The following is a 16,506-nucleotide window of genomic DNA, read 5'->3' as shown; positions in this document are numbered from 1 at the left end:
GTGGCGGCATCCGGGAGCGCCGCGCCCCGGAGCGGCTTTTCTGCCAAGCTTGCTGGGTATGAGCGCCGACACGTCCCGCAGGATCATCGTTCTCCGCCATGCCAAGGCCGACTGGCCCAACGGCGTGGACGACCATGAGCGGCCGTTGGCCGACCGGGGCCGTCACCAGGCCCCGGACGCCGGCCGCTGGCTGGTCGACTCCGGCATCAACCCCGAGTACGTGCTCTGCTCCACCGCGCTGCGCACCCGCGAGACGTGGAAGCTGGCGGCGCACGAGCTGCCGAAGCGGGCCCGCAGGACCGTGTACGAGGACCGGATCTACGAGGCCAGCCCCGGCGAGATCATCGCCGTCCTCCAGGAGACCCCGGAGGAGTACGCGGACGTGGTGCTGGTCGGGCACAACCCCGGCGTGCTGGGCCTGACCCAGATCCTGGCCGGGGACGCGGGCGACCGGGACGCGCTGGAGCGGCTGCGGCTGGGCGGCTTCCCGACGGCGGCGATCGCGGTGCTCAGCTTCAGCGGCTCGTGGAAGGGCGTCGAGCCGGGCGTGGCCGCGCTGGTCTCGTACCACACGCCGCAGGACTGACCCCGTCCGGAGCTCCGGCTTCCGTACGGGCTCCCGGGCTCCGGGCTTCGATGACGACGAGGGGCGCGCGGACTGGGTCCGCGCGCCCCTCTCGTGCGTCTTCGGGCTCTACTCGGTCAGGCTGCCGTCCACCGCGTCGGCCGCCTCGACCTCCTCCCGGGTGATGCCCAGCAGGTACAGCACGGTGTCCAGGAACGGCACGTTGACGGCGGTGTCGGCGGCCTCGCGCACCACCGGCTTGGCGTTGAACGCCACGCCCAGCCCGGCCGCGTTCAGCATGTCCAGGTCGTTGGCGCCGTCGCCGATCGCCACCGTCTGCGACAGCGGCACCTTCGCCTGCTCGGCGAACCGGGCCAGCCAGCGGGCCTTGCCCGCGCGGTCCACGATCTCGCCGACCACCCGGCCGGTGAACTTTCCGTCCACCACCTCCAGGGTGTTGGCGGCCGCGAAGTCCAGCCCCAGCTCCTCGACCAGGTGATCGGTGACCTGGGTGAACCCGCCCGACACCACCGCGACCTGGAAGCCCAGCCGCTGGAGCGTGCGGATCAGGGTGCGCGCCCCCGGCGTGAAACGGACCTCCGCGCGCACCTTCTCGGTCACCGAGGCGTCCAGCCCGGCCAGCAGCGCGACCCGGGCCCGCAGCGACTCGGCGAAGTCCAGCTCGCCGCGCATCGCCTGCGCCGTCACCTCGGCGACCTCCTCCTCGCAGCCCGCGTGGGCCGCGAACAGCTCGATCACCTCGTCCTGGATGAGCGTGGAGTCGACGTCCATCACCACCAGGCGCTTGGCCCGGCGCTCCAGCCCGGCCGCGACCACCGCGACGTCCACCCGCTGGGTGGCCGCCTCCTGGGCCAGCTCGGCCCGCAGCTCGTCGGTGGCCACACCGGACACGGCCAGCTCGACCGCCGTCACCGGGTACTTGGCGAGCCGGAACACACGGTCGATGTTGCCGCCCGCCGCGGTGATCCGGGAGGTGAGCGCGGAGACGGCGGCGGAGGTCAGCGGATTTCCGAGCACGGTGACGTGCGAACGGCCCTCGCGGCGCGGCCGGTTGTCGCCGATGCCGGAGAGGATCTCGGCCTGGAGCTTCTGCTCCTCCGCCCAGCGGTGCACGGTGGCCCGCAGTCCGCCCTCGGCGCCGGGAGCGGTGGGCGGGGTGACCAGTGCGCAGAGCGTGATGCGGCCACGGGTCACGACCTGTTCGATGTCGATCACGTCGACGGCGAAGCCGGCCAGGGTGGCGAAGAGGCCGGCGGTGATGCCGGGGCGGTCCTTGCCGAACACCTTGACGAGCAGGGTGCGCTCGTCCGCGGTCCGGGGCTGGGCGGCGGGGAGGGGCTCAGCGGCCAGGGGCGATGCGTTCATGGTGCCTCCCACGCTACCCGCCGGCCGGCGGGCCCAGAGCACCCGTCCCACGTCGCGGACGGGTACCGGGTAGCAGCCTGGTCACAGACACCCCGGGTGACTTTTATCGGCGGTCAGCAGGCTGGAATGATTCCCCCCGTCAGTTTCGGAAACATCGCACCCCTGGTCGGGGGCACAATTCGGGGGAACCGAGAGAGCGGGGCAGGCGCGCAGTGCCGCAACTCGTCATCGATATCAACGGACAGCAGCGGACTCTGGAGCCCGGGCGGTCCTACACCATCGGGCGCAACCCGCAGTCGGACTTCCCGTTCGACGACGCCAGGGTCTCCTGGAACCACGGGACCATCACCTTCAACGGCAGCGGCTGGCAGCTGGACGACCACGGCAGCACCAACGGCACCTACACGGCCGGTGCCCGCACGATGCAGGCCCAGCTGTTCCCCGGCGCCGTCGTCAACCTCGGCAATCCGGAGAACGGACCCCGGCTCGGCTTCTCCGCGCCCGCCCACGCCGCCCCGCACGCCGCCGCCCCCCAGGCTCCCGCCTGGCACGAGGCCGCCACCAGCCGCGGCGCCGCGCCGACGCCCCAGCCGCCGGCCCCGCAGCAGGGCTGGTCGCCGCAGGCCCCCTACCCGCCGCAGCCCGAGCAGGCCTGGGCGGGCCGGCCCCAGCCGCCGTTCCCACAGCAGCACCCGCCCCAGCCCCAGCCCCAGCAGGGCGGCTTCCCGCAGCAGCAGGCCTTCCCGCCCGCCCCGCAGGACGGCGACGGCCCGCAGCCGACGATCATCCGCAACCTGACCGCCGCCATGCGCACCGTCCGGATCGGCCGCGCTCTCGACAACGACGTCGTGGTCTCCGACCTCCAGGTCTCCCGCCACCACGCCGAGCTGCGCCAGCTCCAGGACGGCCGCTACGAGATCGTCGACCTCGGCAGCCACAACGGGATCTACCTCAACGGCCAGCGGGTGCAGCGCCAGCTGATGGGCCCGCAGGACCGGCTGACCGTCGGCCACTCCAGCTTCGTGCTGGTCGGCGACCAGCTGCAGGAGTTCGTCGACACCGGCGCGGTCTCCTTCTCCGCCCGCCACCTGACCGTCGAGGTCGAGCACAAGGGCGCCAAGAAGATCCTGCTCGACGACGTCAGCTTCGGCGTCCCGGAGAAGTCCCTGGTCGCCGTCATCGGCCCGTCCGGCTCCGGCAAGTCGACCCTGCTGCGCGCCCTCACCGGCTACCGCCCGGCCGACCGCGGCGAGGTCCTGTACGACGGCCGCAACCTCTACAAGCAGTTCGCCGAACTCCGCTCGCGCATCGGCCTGGTGCCGCAGTCCGAGATCCTGCACAAGGAACTCACCGTCCGCACCGGCCTCAAGTACGCGGCCCAGCTGCGTTTCCCCGGCGACACCGAGGCGCGCGAGCGCGCGGCCCGGATCGACGAGGTGCTGTACGAGCTGCGCCTGGACAAGCGCGCCGACAACAAGATCACCGCGCTCTCCGGCGGCCAGCAGAAGCGCGTCTCGGTCGCCCTGGAACTGCTCACCAAGCCGTCGCTGATCTTCCTGGACGAGCCCACCTCGGGCCTCGACCCGGGCATGGACCGCGAGGTCATGCAGATGCTGCGCGGCCTCGCCGACGACGGCCGCACCATCCTGGTCGTCACCCACTCGGTGGCCGAACTCGCGCTCTGCGACCGGCTGCTGGTGATGGCGCCGGGCGGCGCGGTGGCCTACTTCGGCCCGCCGGACGAGGCGCTGCACTTCTTCGGGTACGAGACCTGGGCGGACGTCTTCCAGGCCTTCGAGAACTACCCGGACCACGACTGGGCCGGCCGCTACCGCGGCTCGGTGCACTACCAGCAGTACTCCGCCCCCGACGTGGAGTCGGGCGAGGTGCAGCACGCCCAGGTCGCCCAGGAGGCCGTCCGGCCGCCGAAGCCGCAGAGCTGGGGCTCCCAGCTGTGGACGCTGATGCGCCGCTACATGTCGGTCCTCGCCTCGGACCGCGGCTTCCTGGCGCTGTCGGTGCTGCTGCCCGCCGTCATCGGCGCGGTCAGCGTGCTGGTCCCCAACGGGGCGGGCCTCGCGCCCAACCCGAACACGCAGCTCCACCTCAACAGCGGGGCCGCGACGATCCTCATGATCCTGGCGATCGGAGCCTGCTTCTCCGGAGCGGCCAACTCGGTCCGCGAACTGATCAAGGAACGGGCCATCTACGAACGGGAACGGGCCACCGGGCTCTCCCGCTCGGCGTACATGATGTCCAAGATCATCGTGCTGGGCTTCTTCAGCGTGATCCAGGGCGCCATCGTCGCCGCGGTCGGCTTCCTGCCGCGCAAGCTCCCCGAGCACGGCCTGATCGTCAAGGACCTGCCGATCATCGAGATGACCATCGGCATGATCCTGCTCAGCTTCACCGCGATGATGTTCGGCCTGATGATCTCGGCCCTGGTCAAGACCGCCGAGAAGACCATGCCGCTGCTGGTCATGTTCGCCATCATCCAGGTCGTCTTCACCGGCTGCCTGTTCCAGCTCTTCGGCAAGCCCGGCCTGGAGCAGGCCGCCTGGCTGATGCCGGCCCGCTGGGGCACCGGCATCGTGGCCACCACACTGGACCTTTCCAAGCTCATGGGCCCCTGGAACAAGGACTTCGAGAACCCCCAGTACGACCCGCTGTGGACCGGCAGCGTCGCCCAGTGGGCGATCGACGCGGGCGCGCTGATCGTGATTTCGATCGTCATCGGCGTCATCGTCACCCGGCTCCAGCGCCGCCACGAGCCCGAGGTCATGCAGAAGGGCTGACCCCCTTCGCCCCGCCCGACGAGGGGCGGCTCTCCCATTCACCCAGAGAGCCGCCCCTCGGCCGTTGCGCGGGCCCCGAGACCCGAGGGCCTAGGTCCCCGGACCTGCGCCCACCCCGGCCGCGGACCGACGCGGCCGCGCCCGCGGCGGCGGTAGTTTGGCCGTATGCCCAGCACGCCCAGCGACCACCGGAGCCCGGCCGGCCCGCACCTCGACCTGCACGGCCCGGCCCGCCCGATGCCCGGCTGCGACCCCTGCCTGGCCGGCATCGAGGCGGTCAGCCAGGCGCTGCTCGCGATGAGCCGGCACCTGGAGGTCCGCGAGGTGCTGCGCCGCATCACCGCCTCCGCCCGCGACCTGCTCGGCGCCGAGTACGCGGCCCTGGGCGTGCCCGACGACCACGGCGGCTTCGCCCAGTTCGTCGTCGACGGCGTCACCGACGAGCAGTGGCGGGCGATCGGCCCGCTGCCCCGCCAGCACGGCGTCCTCGCCAAGATGCTGCACGAGACCGGCCCCACCCGGCTCGCCGACGTCCGCAGGGCCCCGGCCTTCGGCGGCTGGCCGGCCGCCCACCCCGAGATGGACGCCTTCCTCGGCATGCCCATCCTGGACGCCGAGGCCGCCGAGGACGAACCGCAGGTCACCGGCGTCATCTTCCTCGCCAACAAGCGCGGCGGCGGCCTGTTCACCGACCACGACGAGGAACTGCTGCGGATACTCGCCGCGCACGCCGCCCTCGCCCTCTCCAACGCCCGCCTGTACGAGCGCAGCCGCGAACTCACCCTGGCCGGCGAACGCGCCCGCATCGCCCACGACCTGCACGACGCCGTCGCGCAGAAGCTCTTCTCGCTGCGGCTCACCGCCAAGGCCGCCGCCACGCTCGTCGACCGCGATCCGGCCCGGGCCCGCGCCGAACTCGCCGAGGTCGCCCGGCTCGCCGCCGAGGCCGCCGACGAACTGCGCGCCGTCGTCGTCGAACTGCGCCCCGCCGCCCTGGAGGAGGACGGGCTGAGCGCCACCCTCGCCTCCCAGGTGCAGGTCCTCGACCGGGCCCACACCGCGGACGTCGCCTTCGCCGCCGACGGTGTCCGCGCCCTGCCGCCCGCGCAGGAGGCCGCGCTGCTGCGGGTCGCCCAGGAGGCGCTGCACAACGCGCTGCGCCATTCCGGCGCGGGCCGCGTCACCGTCACCCTGGCCGGCACGCCCGCGCGGGGAGCCGTGCTGCGGGTGCGCGACGACGGGCACGGCTTCGACCCCGAGTCCGTCCGCCGGGCCGGGCGCCACCTCGGCCTGGCCTCGATGCGCGACCGCGCGGCCGCCGTCGGCGGCACCCTCACCCTGGAGTCCGCCCCCGGCCGGGGGACGCTCGTCGAGATGGAGGTCCCCGGTGCCTGACAACCCGCCTCACGGCACGCCGTCGATCCGCGTCCTGCTGGTCGACGACCACCAGGTGGTCCGCCGCGGGCTGCGCACGTTCCTGGAGGTCCAGGACGACATCGAGGTGGTCGGGGAGGCCGCCGACGGGGCCGAGGGCGTCGAGCGCGCCCGCGAACTCGACCCCGACGTCGTCCTGATGGACCTCAAGATGCCCGGCGTCGACGGCATCGAGGCGCTGCGCACGCTCAAGGGCGAGGGCAGCCGGGCCCGGATCCTGATCGTCACCAGCTTCACCGAGCACCGCACGATGGTCCCCGCGCTGCGGGCCGGCGCCGCCGGGTACGTCTACAAGGACGTCGACCCGGAGGCGCTGGCCGGCGCGATCCGCTCCGTGCACGCCGGCCACGTCCTGCTCCAGCCCGAACTGGCCGAGGCGCTGCTCGCCGACGACGGCCCCCGCGCCCCGCAGGGCCGCGGCGGCACCCTCACCGAACGCGAGCGCGAGGTCCTCGGCCACATCGCCGACGGCCGCTCCAACCGGGAGATCGCCCGCAGCCTGCACCTGTCGGAGAAGACGGTGAAGACCCACGTCTCCAACATCCTGATGAAGCTGGACCTGGCGGACCGCACCCAGGCGGCCCTGTGGGCCGTCCGCAACGGCGAGGCGCGGGCCGACGGCCCGGCCTAGCGGTCCGTAGCGGTCCGCGCGTGTTCCCGGTTGCTCAGCGCTCGTCGCGCTCGTCGACCAGCGCGTTGTACGCCGCCACCTGCGCCCGCCGGGCGGTGCGCCGCAGCGGCGCCAGCACCGCCTGCCGCGCCGCCATCTCGGAGGCGCTGACCGCCGCGCCGTGCCCGCCCGCGGCGATCGCCAGCAGCGCCGACACCTGCCGGGCCGACTCCAGCACCCGCACCGCACGCGGCGGGTACCCGGGCGCCAGCAGTTCGGCGTGCCCGCGCCGGCGGTACGCCTCCAGCGCCCGCAGTGCCTCCGGCCCGGCGCCCGCCACGTCCAGCCGGGTCAGCAGGAGCGTCGCCTCGCGCAGCCCGTCGGCCAGCTCCCGCTCGGCCTCGTGCAGCGACGGGACGTCGGCCGGCGGTGTGTCGTTGGTCTCAAGGCAGCGCCACAGCACCGTCGCCGAACGGTCCCCGGCCGGGCCGAACACCTCCACCTCCGGCACCAGTCCGAGCGGGACTCCCACCGCCAGCACCGCCTCGCCGACGTCCATCGCCCGCTCGTTGAACAGCGCCGGGCCGGTCAGCCCCAGCGGGTGCCCGGCGGACGGCAGAGCCAGTCGCAGGCCCTTCACCCCGAGCACCCGGAGCCGCCCCAGCGCCCAGGTGAGGCCGTGCCGTTCGTCCGGGCCGTCGCCGGGCAGCCCGGTCACCCGGTGGCTCTCGTCGTCGCCCAGGACGGCCGCGGCGGCGTTGTCCGGCGGCACCAGACCGGCCAGCAGGGCGTTGCCCCACGCGGTCAGCCGCCCCGAACGGGGTTCTTCGTACGGATTGTCGGGAGGAGTCGCGAGCATCCGGCCAGCCTACGGAATCGGCGGTCATCCGCGTGGCGTAGGTTTGCCCATGCGTGTGCGGCGCACCCACCCCGTGCCCACCGGCTGCCGGAGTAGGCTCGCCGCCCGCACCGACGGCCGAAATTCTTGTATTGGGGAAGGCGTAGGCATGAGCGACGTGCTGGAGCTGGTGGACGTATCCGTGGTCCGGGAGGGGCGCGCGCTGGTCGACCAGGTCTCGTGGTCCATCTCCGAGGGGGAGCGCTGGGTCATCCTGGGCCCCAACGGCGCCGGGAAGACCACCCTGCTGCAGATCGCCGCCACCTACCTGTTCCCGACCGCGGGCAAGGTGTCGGTGCTGGGCGAGAAGCTGGGCGAGGTCGACGTCTTCGAGCTGCGCTCCCGGATCGGCCTGGCCGGCGCCGCCATGTTCGACAAGCTGCCGGCCGAGCAGACGGTGCTGCAGACCGTGCTGACCGCCGCCTACGGCATGACGGTCAGCTGGCAGGAGACCTACGAGCAGTTCGACGAGTCCCGCGCGCTCGCGCTGCTCGACCGGATGGGCATGTCCAACCTCACCGGCCGCAAGTTCGGCACCCTCTCCGAGGGCGAGCGCAAGCGCACCCTGATCGCCCGCGCCCTGATGACCGACCCCGAGCTGCTGCTGCTCGACGAGCCCGCGGCCGGCCTGGACCTCGGCGGCCGCGAGGACCTCGTCCGCCGGCTCGGCGCGCTCGCCCAGGACGAGTTCGCCCCGGCCATGGCGATGGTCACCCACCACGTCGAGGAGATCGCGCCGGGCTTCACCCACGTCCTGATGATCCGCCAGGGCAAGGTGCTCACCGCCGGTCCGATCGACACCGAGCTGACCGCCCGCAACCTCTCCAAGTGCTTCGGCCTGCCGCTCACCCTGGAGCGCCACGGGGACCGGTGGTCCGCGCAGGGCCTGCCGCTGGGCTGAGGCGCCGTCCGCGCCTCGCACGCACCTCGCACGCTCCGATGTCGTCGGGTTTCCGGGGACCGGTCGCACGCGCGACCGGTTTCCGCCCCTCGACCTGCGGGAACTGTCCGCCTCGAAGGCCCTTCGCTCCCTAGGATGGACACGTGGACAGCTGGATCTGGTGGCTCCTGGCCGCCGTCGGGCTCGGCATACCGCTGGTGCTGACCGCGATGCCGGAGTTCGCCATGTTCGCGATCGGTGCGCTGGCGGCCGCCGGCGTGGCCGGGCTGGGCGGAGGCGCGGTCTGGGAGACGCTGGTCTTCATCGCGGTCTCGGTCTCGCTGCTGGTCTTCGTCCGCCCGATCGCGTACCGGCAACTGCGGCAGGGCCCGCACATCAAGATGGGCATCGAGGCGCTCCAGGGCGCCACCGCGGTCGTCGCGGAAACCGTCGACGGGGAGGGCGGACGGATCAAGCTGAACGGCGAGATCTGGTCGGCCCGAGCGCTCCACCCGGACAGCGTGTACCAACCGGGGCAGCAGGTCGACGTCGTCGAAATCCAGGGCGCGACCGCCCTGGTCGTCTAGGGGAGAGTCCGTGGAACCCGTCCTTATCGTTTTGGTCGTCCTGGTCGTGGTGGCCTTCATCGCGCTGATCAAGACGATCCAGGTCATCCCGCAGGCCAGCGCCGCGATCGTGGAGCGCTTCGGCCGCTACACCCGGACGCTCAACGCAGGCCTGAACATCGTCGTCCCGTTCATCGACCGGGTCCGCAACCGCATCGACCTGCGCGAGCAGGTCGTGCCGTTCCCGCCGCAGCCGGTGATCACCCAGGACAACCTGGTGGTCAACATCGACACGGTGATCTACTACCAGGTCACCGACCCGCGCGCGGCCACCTACGAGGTCGCCAGCTACATCCAGGCCATCGAGCAGCTGACCGTCACCACGCTGCGCAACATCATCGGCTCGATGGACCTCGAATCCACCCTGACCTCGCGCGAGGTCATCAACGCCGGTCTGCGCGGCGTCCTGGACGAGGCCACCGGCAAGTGGGGCATCCGGGTCAACCGCGTCGAGCTGAAGGCGATCGAGCCGCCCACCTCCATCCAGGACTCGATGGAGAAGCAGATGCGCGCCGACCGTGACAAGCGCGCCGCGATCCTCACCGCCGAGGGCCAGCGGCAGGCCCAGATCCTCAAGGCCGAGGGTGAGAAGCAGGCCGACGTGCTCCGGGCCGAGGGTGAGGCGCAGGCCGCGGTGCTGCGCGCCGACGGTGAGGCGGCCGCGATCCGGACGGTCTTCGAGGCCATCCACGACGGCGACGCCGACCAGAAGCTGCTCGCCTACCAGTACCTGCAGACCCTGCCCGAGCTGGCCAAGGGCGACTCCAACAAGCTCTGGATCATCCCCAGCGAGGTCGGCGACGCCCTCAAGGGCCTCGGCGGCGCCTTCGGCGGGCTGACCGGCAATCCCGGCGTCAACGGCGGCGCGGTCGCCGCCCCGAGCGTCCCGCCGGCGGCGCCTGCGGCCACCCAGGTGCCGCTCGACCCGGCGGCCGGCCCGCGCCCGGTGGACACCGAGAAGGGTGCCGCCCGCCCCCGGGTGGACCCGGCCCGCGAGTACCGCAAGATCGACCCGGAGTGACCGGCTGAACCGTCCGGCCCGAGGGCCCGCCACCGCACGGTGGCGGGCCCTCGGCGTGTGGCGGTCGTGGTGTGTGGCGGTCGTGGCGCGTGTCCCGAATCGTGGGCGGCCCTGGTCCGACCGGCGGGCCGTCCGGCATGATCGCCCCCGGACAGGACCGAGAGGAGAGGTGACCCATGACGTTCTGGGAGGGCATCGCCGTCCTGGTGGCGGGCGTCGGCGCCGGGATGATCAACGTGATCGTCGGCTCCGGCACGCTGATCACGTTCCCAGTGCTGCTCGCCATCGGGATTCCGCCGGTCACCGCCAACGTCTCCAACACCTTCGGCCTGGTGCCCGGTTCGCTCAGCGGCGTGATCGGCTACCGCCGCGAGCTGGCCGGCCAGGGCCACCGGCTGCTGCGCCTGGGCACCGCCTCGCTGCTCGGCGGACTGGTCGGCGCGCTGCTGCTGATCAGACTGCCGAAAGGCGCCTTCGACGCGATCGTCCCGGTACTGATCCTGCTCGCCCTCGTCCTGGTGGTGATCCAGCCCAGGGTAGCCAAGGCGGTCGCCGCCCGCCGCCGCCCCGACGGGGACCCGGACGGCGGCCTGCTGCTGTTCGTCGGCGTCTTCCTCACCGGCATCTACGGCGGCTACTTCGGCGCCGCGCAGGGCGTCCTGCTGCTGGCGCTCATGGGCATGCTGCTCCAGGAGGACCTGCAGCGGATCAACGCCGTGAAGAACGCGCTGGCGATGGTCGTCAACGGCGTCGCCGCGCTGTTCTTCCTGTTCACCTCCACCGTCAACTGGGCGGCCGCCGGCCTGATCGCGGCGGGCTCGCTGGTCGGCGGCCTGCTCGGCGCCAAGGTCGGCCGCCGCCTGCCGCCGGCCGCGCTGCGCGGGATCATCGTGGTGGTCGGCCTCGTCGCGGTCACCAAACTGCTGCTGAGCTGATGAGCCGAGCAGCCGTCGGGGGACGTCGGCCGGGGGGCTGCCGCCCATCGGGGGGCTGTCCGGCAGCGGCTGTGTCGTCCGGTGCGGAGGGCCCCGGCTCGGTATGTTCCTCGCAGTGCACGCCTGACCGGCCGACGAGACGACGAACGGAAGAGCTTCGATGAGCAGCAGGGCACGGCTGAGCGAGGACGAGATCACGGCGGCCCTGGCCGCACTGCCGCGGTGGACCAGGGAGGGCGACAGCATCGTCCGCGCCGCCGACGCCCCCGACTTCCCGGCGGCGATCCGGGTGGTCGTCGCCGTCGCCGAACAGGCCGAGGCGCTCGACCACCACCCCGACGTCGACATCCGGTGGCGCACCCTGCGCTTCGTCCTCTCCACCCACAGCGCGGGCGGGCTGACCGGCCTGGACTTCACCCTGGCCGCCCGCATCGACGAGGCGCTGAACGCCGAGTCCGCGGGCTGACCTCCCCGACCCCCCGAGGCCGGGGCGGCGCGCTCGAACGGGCGTGAGATGCTGACTGCCGCATCGGCAGGCGGCTCGGGAGGGACGGGAACGGATGGCGCAGGAGCCCTTCGGAGACGCCCAGCAGCAGCCGTGGTACCCCCAGGGCCAGCAGGCCTGGCCGGTCGGCGGGCACCAGGAGCCGCAGCCGCAGGACCACCCGCAGCAGGAGTACTGGCAGACGGCGGCGGGCTACGGCCAGGGCGGGGGGTACGGGCAGGACCTGCCGTACCCGCTGCAGCAGCAGGACGGACAGGGCTCGCCGTACGGACAGGACTCGCAGTACGGGCAGACCGGCTACGCCCAGACCGGGTACGCCGAGGGCGGCTACGTCCAGGGCGGCTACGCCGAAGGGCAGTACCAGCAGTACCAGCAGCACCAGCCGTACCCGGACCACGGGCAGCAGCAGTACGCGCCGTACGCCGTCCCGCAGCAGCCTGCGGGGGAGGGGCTGTACGTCCCGGTGGGGGCGGAGTACTCGGCCGACGGGTACGTGCACATCGAGGACGCCGAGCCCGCTCCGGTGGAGCCGTCCACGGAGCCGGAGCCCGAGCCGGACACGACGCCCGAGGCCGCGCCCGTCGCGCGGTCGCGGGCTGCCGCCCGTCGGGGCAGGTCCCCGAAGGGCGGCTCCCCGAAGACGGGCTCGCCGAAGGCAGGCTCCTCGACGGCGGGCTCTTCGCTCTCGGCCAGGGCCCGCGCCGCCGCCGGTGCGGTGCTCACCGGCGAGCACGTGCCCGACCGGCGGACCCTGCTGGTGCGCACCGCCGCCGGGGTGGTCGCGCTGGGGGTGCTGGGCGCGGCGGGTCTGATGGTCGGGGCCGAGGGCGGCGGCAGCGCGGTCGCGAGCAGTGGCGGGGAGCCCGGTTTCGCCGTCGCGCACACCAAGGTGTGGTCCGCCCAGCCCGCCGCGTCCGGGTCGTCGGGTGACGACACACTGGTCGGCAGCTGGCTGCTGGCGGATGCGGTGGTCCGCGCCGACGCCGCCGGCGTGCGGGCCTACGACCTCGCGGCCGGCAAGCCCGTCTGGTCGGTCGAGCCGCCGGCCGCCGGGGCCGTCCCGTGCGGGCTGTCGGCGGGGGTGAACCAGGCGGGGCTGGGCGCGGTGCTGTTCCGGGCCCAGGCCGACCCGAAGAGCCCCTGCACGCTGGTCGCCGCCGTGGACACGAAGACCGGCAAGACCGCGTGGACGAAGACCGTCTCGGACGCCAAGGGCGCGTACGGCGCGCGGATCGGCGTCACCGAGGACAAGGTGATCGCGGTCGGCGACGACCGGGCGATCGCCTGGGAGTCCGCGGACGGCAAGGACGTCTGGCAGTACACCGGTCAGGGCAAGTTCTGCACCCTGTCCGGCGGCGTGACCGGCAAGACCGTGCTGGTTGCCTCCTCCTGCGCCGACTCCACCCCCGCCGACCAGGCCGTCGCACTGAACACGGCGGACGGCAAGGTCAGTTGGTGGCGCGGCCTGAACAACCGCCCGAAGACGGTGACCGTGCTGTCCGCCGAGCCGTCCGTCGTCCTCACCACGGGCGAGAAGCCGGAGGACGACCGGGTGTTCTCCTGGGGCGCGGGCGGGGACCCGGCCGCCGAGATCCCGGTGGTCGGCGAGGGAGGCCGGCTGGACGTCGGCCACGGCACGTTCTCGGCCACTCCCGAGGCGTTCTTCCAGAACCGCACGATGGTCACCACGCTCGTCCCGGCGAACGGCGGCGGACCGGTCGCGGCGGTCGGTTACGACCTCGACACCGGCAAGCAGCGCTGGAAGGCGCCGACCGCCGCCAAGGGCACCGTCCGGGCGGTCGGCGTCGACGGCGGCGCGCTGGTGCTCGCCGCCGACGAACGCCGCGACCAGCCCGCCCGCCTCAGCCGGTTCCCGCTGGCCGGCGGCCAGGAGGCGACCGGCGGCAACTTCCCGCAGGGCACCGGTTCGCTGCTGGTCTCCGGGCGGGTGCTGATCGGCGGCGGACGGGTGGTCGTGATGCCCGAACACTCGGCCAACTACGGCACGGCGGCGGGCTACCAGGCGAAGGGTTAGCGCGGGCCTCGTCGGGCGCGGCTCGCGGCGGCGCTCACGCCGCCGGGACGGCCGCCGGAACGGGCTGGCCCGGCACGGCCGGCAGCCAGTCGGCCAGCTCCCGGGCCTCCGAGCCGCGCAGGCCGAGCGCCAGCATGAGGGTGGCCTGCGGGGTCGGCACGAACGGCCGGCGCAGCAGCCTCATCCCGGCCTGTTCGGGTGTCCGGTCCGCCTTGCGCTGGTTGTCCTCCGGGCACGCGGCCACGGTGTTCAACCAGCTGTCCTCCCCGCCGCGCGACCTGGGCTGCAGGTGGTCCACCGTGGTGGCCCGCCGCCCGCAGTACGCGCACAGGTGCTGGTCCCGGGCCAGGACACCCCGCCGCGACCACGGCGCCTGTTGTCGGAACGGCACTCTCACGTAGCGCTGCAGCCTGATCACCCGGGGCACCGGGATGCTGACGCCCGTCCCCCGGACCGTGCGCAGCGGATGCGCCTGCTCCACCACCGCCTTGTCCTGGAGCACCAGGACGACGGCGCGCTGGAGCGACACCGTCGTCAGGGGCTCGTAGCTCGCGTTCAGAACCAGCGTGTTGCGCACTCGGCACACCCTTCCCTCGGGCGTGCCACGGCGGCACGACCGTCTCCACACACGTCACTGCCGCCGCACGGCGGTGACACCACTCTGAACGGGCCCGCAGCCGACGAACAACGGAATTTCCGGTATCGGGCAGGCGCCGGAGCGGCCGGGGGAGGAGCGCGGCACGACGCTCGGGGAAAACCCGCTGGCCCCGACCGCGTAGGCTCTACCACGCTGGAGTCGTACCGACCCGGGGTCCGAGAGAACGGGCCGCAACCGGGCGGGCGCCCGATCGAAGGAGAAGCGTGACCGTGACGGACATCGTCGACGAGCTGCGGTGGCGGGGGCTGATTGCCCTGTCCACCGACGAGGACGCACTGCGCAAGGCGTTCGCGGACGGCCCGGTCACGTTCTATTGCGGCTTCGACCCGACGGCCCCCAGCCTGCACCTCGGCAACCTCGTGCAGATCCTCACCATGCGCCGCATCCAGCAGGCGGGAAACCTCCCGCTCGGCCTGGTCGGCGGCGCCACGGGCCTCATCGGTGACCCGAAGCCCACCGCCGAGCGCGTCCTCAACGACCCCGAGACGGTGGCCGGCTGGGTCGAGCGGCTGCGGGGCCAGATCTCGCGCTTCCTCGATTTCGAGGGCCCCTACGCGGCGCGCATGGTCAACAACCTGGACTGGACGTCCGGGATGTCGGCCATCAGCCTGCTGCGCGACGTGGGCAAGTACTTCCGCGTCAACAACATGATCGCCAAGGAGGCCGTCGCCCGACGGCTCAACTCCGACGCCGGCATCAGCTACACCGAGTTCAGCTACCAGATCCTGCAGGGCATGGACTACCTGGAGCTGAACCGCCGCTACGGGTGCACCCTGCAGACCGGCGGCAGTGACCAGTGGGGCAACCTGACCGCCGGCACCGACCTGATCCGCAAGGCCGACGCCAAGTCCGTGCACGCGCTGGCCACGCCGCTGATCGTCAAGGCCGACGGCACCAAGTTCGGCAAGACCGAGTCCGGCACGGTCTGGCTCGACCCCGAGCTGACCACCCCGTACGCCTTCTACCAGTTCTGGCTGAACGCGGACGACCGGGACGTCCCCAACTTCCTGCGGATCTTCAGCTTCCGCTCGAAGGAGGAGATCGAGGAACTGGAGCGCGAGACCACCGAGCGCCCCGCCGCCCGCCTCGCCCAGCGAGCCCTCGCCGAGGAGCTCACCACCCTCGTCCACGGCGCCGAGCAGTACGAGCGCGCGGTCGCCGCGTCCAAGGCGCTGTTCGGCCAGGGCGACCTCGCCGACCTGGAGGCGCCGACCCTGGCCGCCGCCCTGGCCGAGGTCCCGAAGACCGAGGTGGCCGAACTCCAGTCGGTGGTCGACCTGTTGGTCGCCGTCGGCCTGGCGCCGAGCCGTTCGGCCGCCCGCCGCACGGTCAAGGAGGGCGGCGCCTACCTCAACAACGTCAAGGTGACGGACGAGGAAGCGGTGCCGGCCGAGGCCGACCTGCTGCACGGCCGCTGGCTCGTGCTGCGCCGAGGCAAGCGCAACCTGGCGGCGGCGGAGCTGGTTCCGGCTACGGCGTGACCGAAACACGACGCTGCTGAGCTGCGGCTTCAACGTACGAGGGCGGGATCCAGCCGGATCCCGCCCTCGGTGTTTGACGATGTCGTCCGGGTGGCCTAGTGTTGAACAAGTCGCTGATAGCGGCCACCCCACTCTGTAGCACCCACCCTCACCTCGACACCCATTCACATGGGTTTGTTGGCGTTCCCGTCAACCGTGGTGAGTGTGAATTTCGGGTAATAACCGAAATGCGCTAATGTGGAGGCCGTCGCGAAAAGCGGCCCGACCAGTTCGGGAAATCGGATGAATGAAACTCCGGAAAACGGAGCGGAAAACATCTGGTAAGCTGGGAACACGAAAGAACGAAGCGCCCGGAGGGCCCGCTGGAAGGCGGTCCGAAGGAAGTGTCCGTTCCTTGAGAACTCAACAGCGTGCCAAAAGTCAACGCCAGATATGTTGACATCCCCGGCCTCAGATTTTTCTGGGGTTGGAGATTCCTTTTGAAGTAAAACACTAGCGAGGACGCAGTGCGCGGGACCGCCCTATTCCGGTGGTTGCCGTGCCGCTCAACGCGGGTGCCGCCCGACGCTTTTAATTAAGCACTGCGGGTAGACATTCACGGAGAGTTTGATCCTGGCTCAGGACGAACGCTGGCGGCGTGCTTAACACATGCAAGTCGAACGGTGAAGCCCTTCGGG

14 protein-coding genes and 1 rRNA gene are annotated in these 16,506 nt (G+C 72.3%); 12 read left to right on the top strand and 3 right to left on the bottom strand.

Annotated elements, in window-relative coordinates; all coding sequences use genetic code 11:
• Positions 1 to 58: 58 nt before the first annotated feature.
• Positions 59 to 586, top strand: coding sequence for a histidine phosphatase family protein (locus ACIQVZ_RS05355; RefSeq protein WP_350887652.1), 528 nt, complete (start codon positions 59 to 61; stop codon positions 584 to 586).
• 108 nt (positions 587 to 694) lie between these two features.
• Here ACIQVZ_RS05355 and serB read toward each other — a convergent pair whose 3' ends face one another.
• Positions 695 to 1,951, bottom strand: a complete 1,257-nt coding sequence (gene serB / locus ACIQVZ_RS05350) for a phosphoserine phosphatase SerB (protein ID WP_402447397.1) — start codon at positions 1,949 to 1,951, stop codon at positions 695 to 697.
• A 212-nt stretch (positions 1,952 to 2,163) separates the two neighbouring features.
• Here serB and ACIQVZ_RS05345 point away from each other — a divergent pair, with 212 nt between their 5' ends.
• The 3 genes from ACIQVZ_RS05345 to ACIQVZ_RS05335 all read left to right on the top strand — a co-directional run bounded on the left by ACIQVZ_RS05345 (position 2,164) and on the right by ACIQVZ_RS05335 (position 6,811).
• Positions 2,164 to 4,746: an FHA domain-containing protein gene (locus ACIQVZ_RS05345; RefSeq protein WP_402447395.1), complete on the top strand. Its 2,583-nt coding sequence runs from the start codon at positions 2,164 to 2,166 to the stop codon at positions 4,744 to 4,746.
• Positions 4,747 to 4,983: 237 nt separating this feature from the next.
• A complete protein-coding gene (locus tag ACIQVZ_RS05340) occupies positions 4,984 to 6,141 on the top strand; it encodes a GAF domain-containing sensor histidine kinase (protein WP_363589454.1) in 1,158 nt (385 codons plus the stop codon).
• On the top strand, positions 6,134 to 6,811 hold the full coding sequence (locus ACIQVZ_RS05335; protein WP_350887561.1) for a response regulator transcription factor: 678 nt from the start codon (positions 6,134 to 6,136) through the stop codon (positions 6,809 to 6,811). Before ACIQVZ_RS05340 ends, ACIQVZ_RS05335 begins: the two co-directional genes overlap by 8 nt.
• A gap of 34 nt (positions 6,812 to 6,845) precedes the next feature.
• On the opposite strand, the gene ACIQVZ_RS05330 is transcribed toward ACIQVZ_RS05335, so the two are convergent.
• Positions 6,846 to 7,649 (bottom strand): hypothetical protein, encoded by an 804-nt coding sequence (locus ACIQVZ_RS05330; RefSeq protein ID WP_350887563.1) that lies wholly within the window; start codon positions 7,647 to 7,649, stop codon positions 6,846 to 6,848.
• Positions 7,650 to 7,797: 148 nt separating this feature from the next.
• On the opposite strand from ACIQVZ_RS05330, the gene ACIQVZ_RS05325 reads away from it, so the two are divergent.
• From ACIQVZ_RS05325 to ACIQVZ_RS05300, 6 genes are all read left to right on the top strand, one after another.
• On the top strand, positions 7,798 to 8,589 hold the full coding sequence (locus ACIQVZ_RS05325; protein ID WP_063349636.1) for an ABC transporter ATP-binding protein: 792 nt from the start codon (positions 7,798 to 7,800) through the stop codon (positions 8,587 to 8,589).
• A 155-nt stretch (positions 8,590 to 8,744) separates the two neighbouring features.
• The gene (locus tag ACIQVZ_RS05320; protein ID WP_350887590.1) at positions 8,745 to 9,155 is read left to right on the top strand and encodes an NfeD family protein; all 411 of its coding nucleotides are present in this window, start codon (positions 8,745 to 8,747) and stop codon (positions 9,153 to 9,155) included.
• A gap of 10 nt (positions 9,156 to 9,165) precedes the next feature.
• The gene (locus tag ACIQVZ_RS05315; RefSeq protein WP_350887568.1) at positions 9,166 to 10,215 is read left to right on the top strand and encodes an SPFH domain-containing protein; all 1,050 of its coding nucleotides are present in this window, start codon (positions 9,166 to 9,168) and stop codon (positions 10,213 to 10,215) included.
• Between the two features lie 176 nt (positions 10,216 to 10,391).
• Complete coding sequence (locus tag ACIQVZ_RS05310) at positions 10,392 to 11,150, top strand: sulfite exporter TauE/SafE family protein (RefSeq protein WP_402447392.1); 759 nt, start codon at positions 10,392 to 10,394, stop codon at positions 11,148 to 11,150.
• Positions 11,151 to 11,310: 160 nt separating this feature from the next.
• A complete protein-coding gene (locus ACIQVZ_RS05305) occupies positions 11,311 to 11,616 on the top strand; it encodes a 4a-hydroxytetrahydrobiopterin dehydratase (RefSeq protein ID WP_350887574.1) in 306 nt (101 codons plus the stop codon).
• A 94-nt stretch (positions 11,617 to 11,710) separates the two neighbouring features.
• Entirely contained in the window at positions 11,711 to 13,690 is a 1,980-nt protein-coding gene (locus ACIQVZ_RS05300) for a PQQ-binding-like beta-propeller repeat protein (protein WP_402447390.1), read from the top strand.
• A 34-nt stretch (positions 13,691 to 13,724) separates the two neighbouring features.
• Here ACIQVZ_RS05300 and ACIQVZ_RS05295 read toward each other — a convergent pair whose 3' ends face one another.
• Positions 13,725 to 14,267: an HNH endonuclease gene (locus ACIQVZ_RS05295; RefSeq protein ID WP_350887581.1), complete on the bottom strand. Its 543-nt coding sequence runs from the start codon at positions 14,265 to 14,267 to the stop codon at positions 13,725 to 13,727.
• 290 nt (positions 14,268 to 14,557) lie between these two features.
• Between ACIQVZ_RS05295 and tyrS the strand changes: the two genes are divergently transcribed.
• Positions 14,558 to 15,829 (top strand): tyrosine--tRNA ligase, encoded by a 1,272-nt coding sequence (gene tyrS, locus ACIQVZ_RS05290; RefSeq protein ID WP_350887592.1) that lies wholly within the window; start codon positions 14,558 to 14,560, stop codon positions 15,827 to 15,829.
• A gap of 594 nt (positions 15,830 to 16,423) precedes the next feature.
• Positions 16,424 to 16,506 (top strand): 16S ribosomal RNA (locus tag ACIQVZ_RS05285); the annotation flags it as partial.

It is taken from the genome of Kitasatospora sp. NPDC098663, from assembly GCF_044760075.1.
GTDB lineage: Bacteria > Actinomycetota > Actinomycetes > Streptomycetales > Streptomycetaceae > Kitasatospora.
This window is presented reverse-complemented; position numbering and strand designations above follow the sequence as displayed.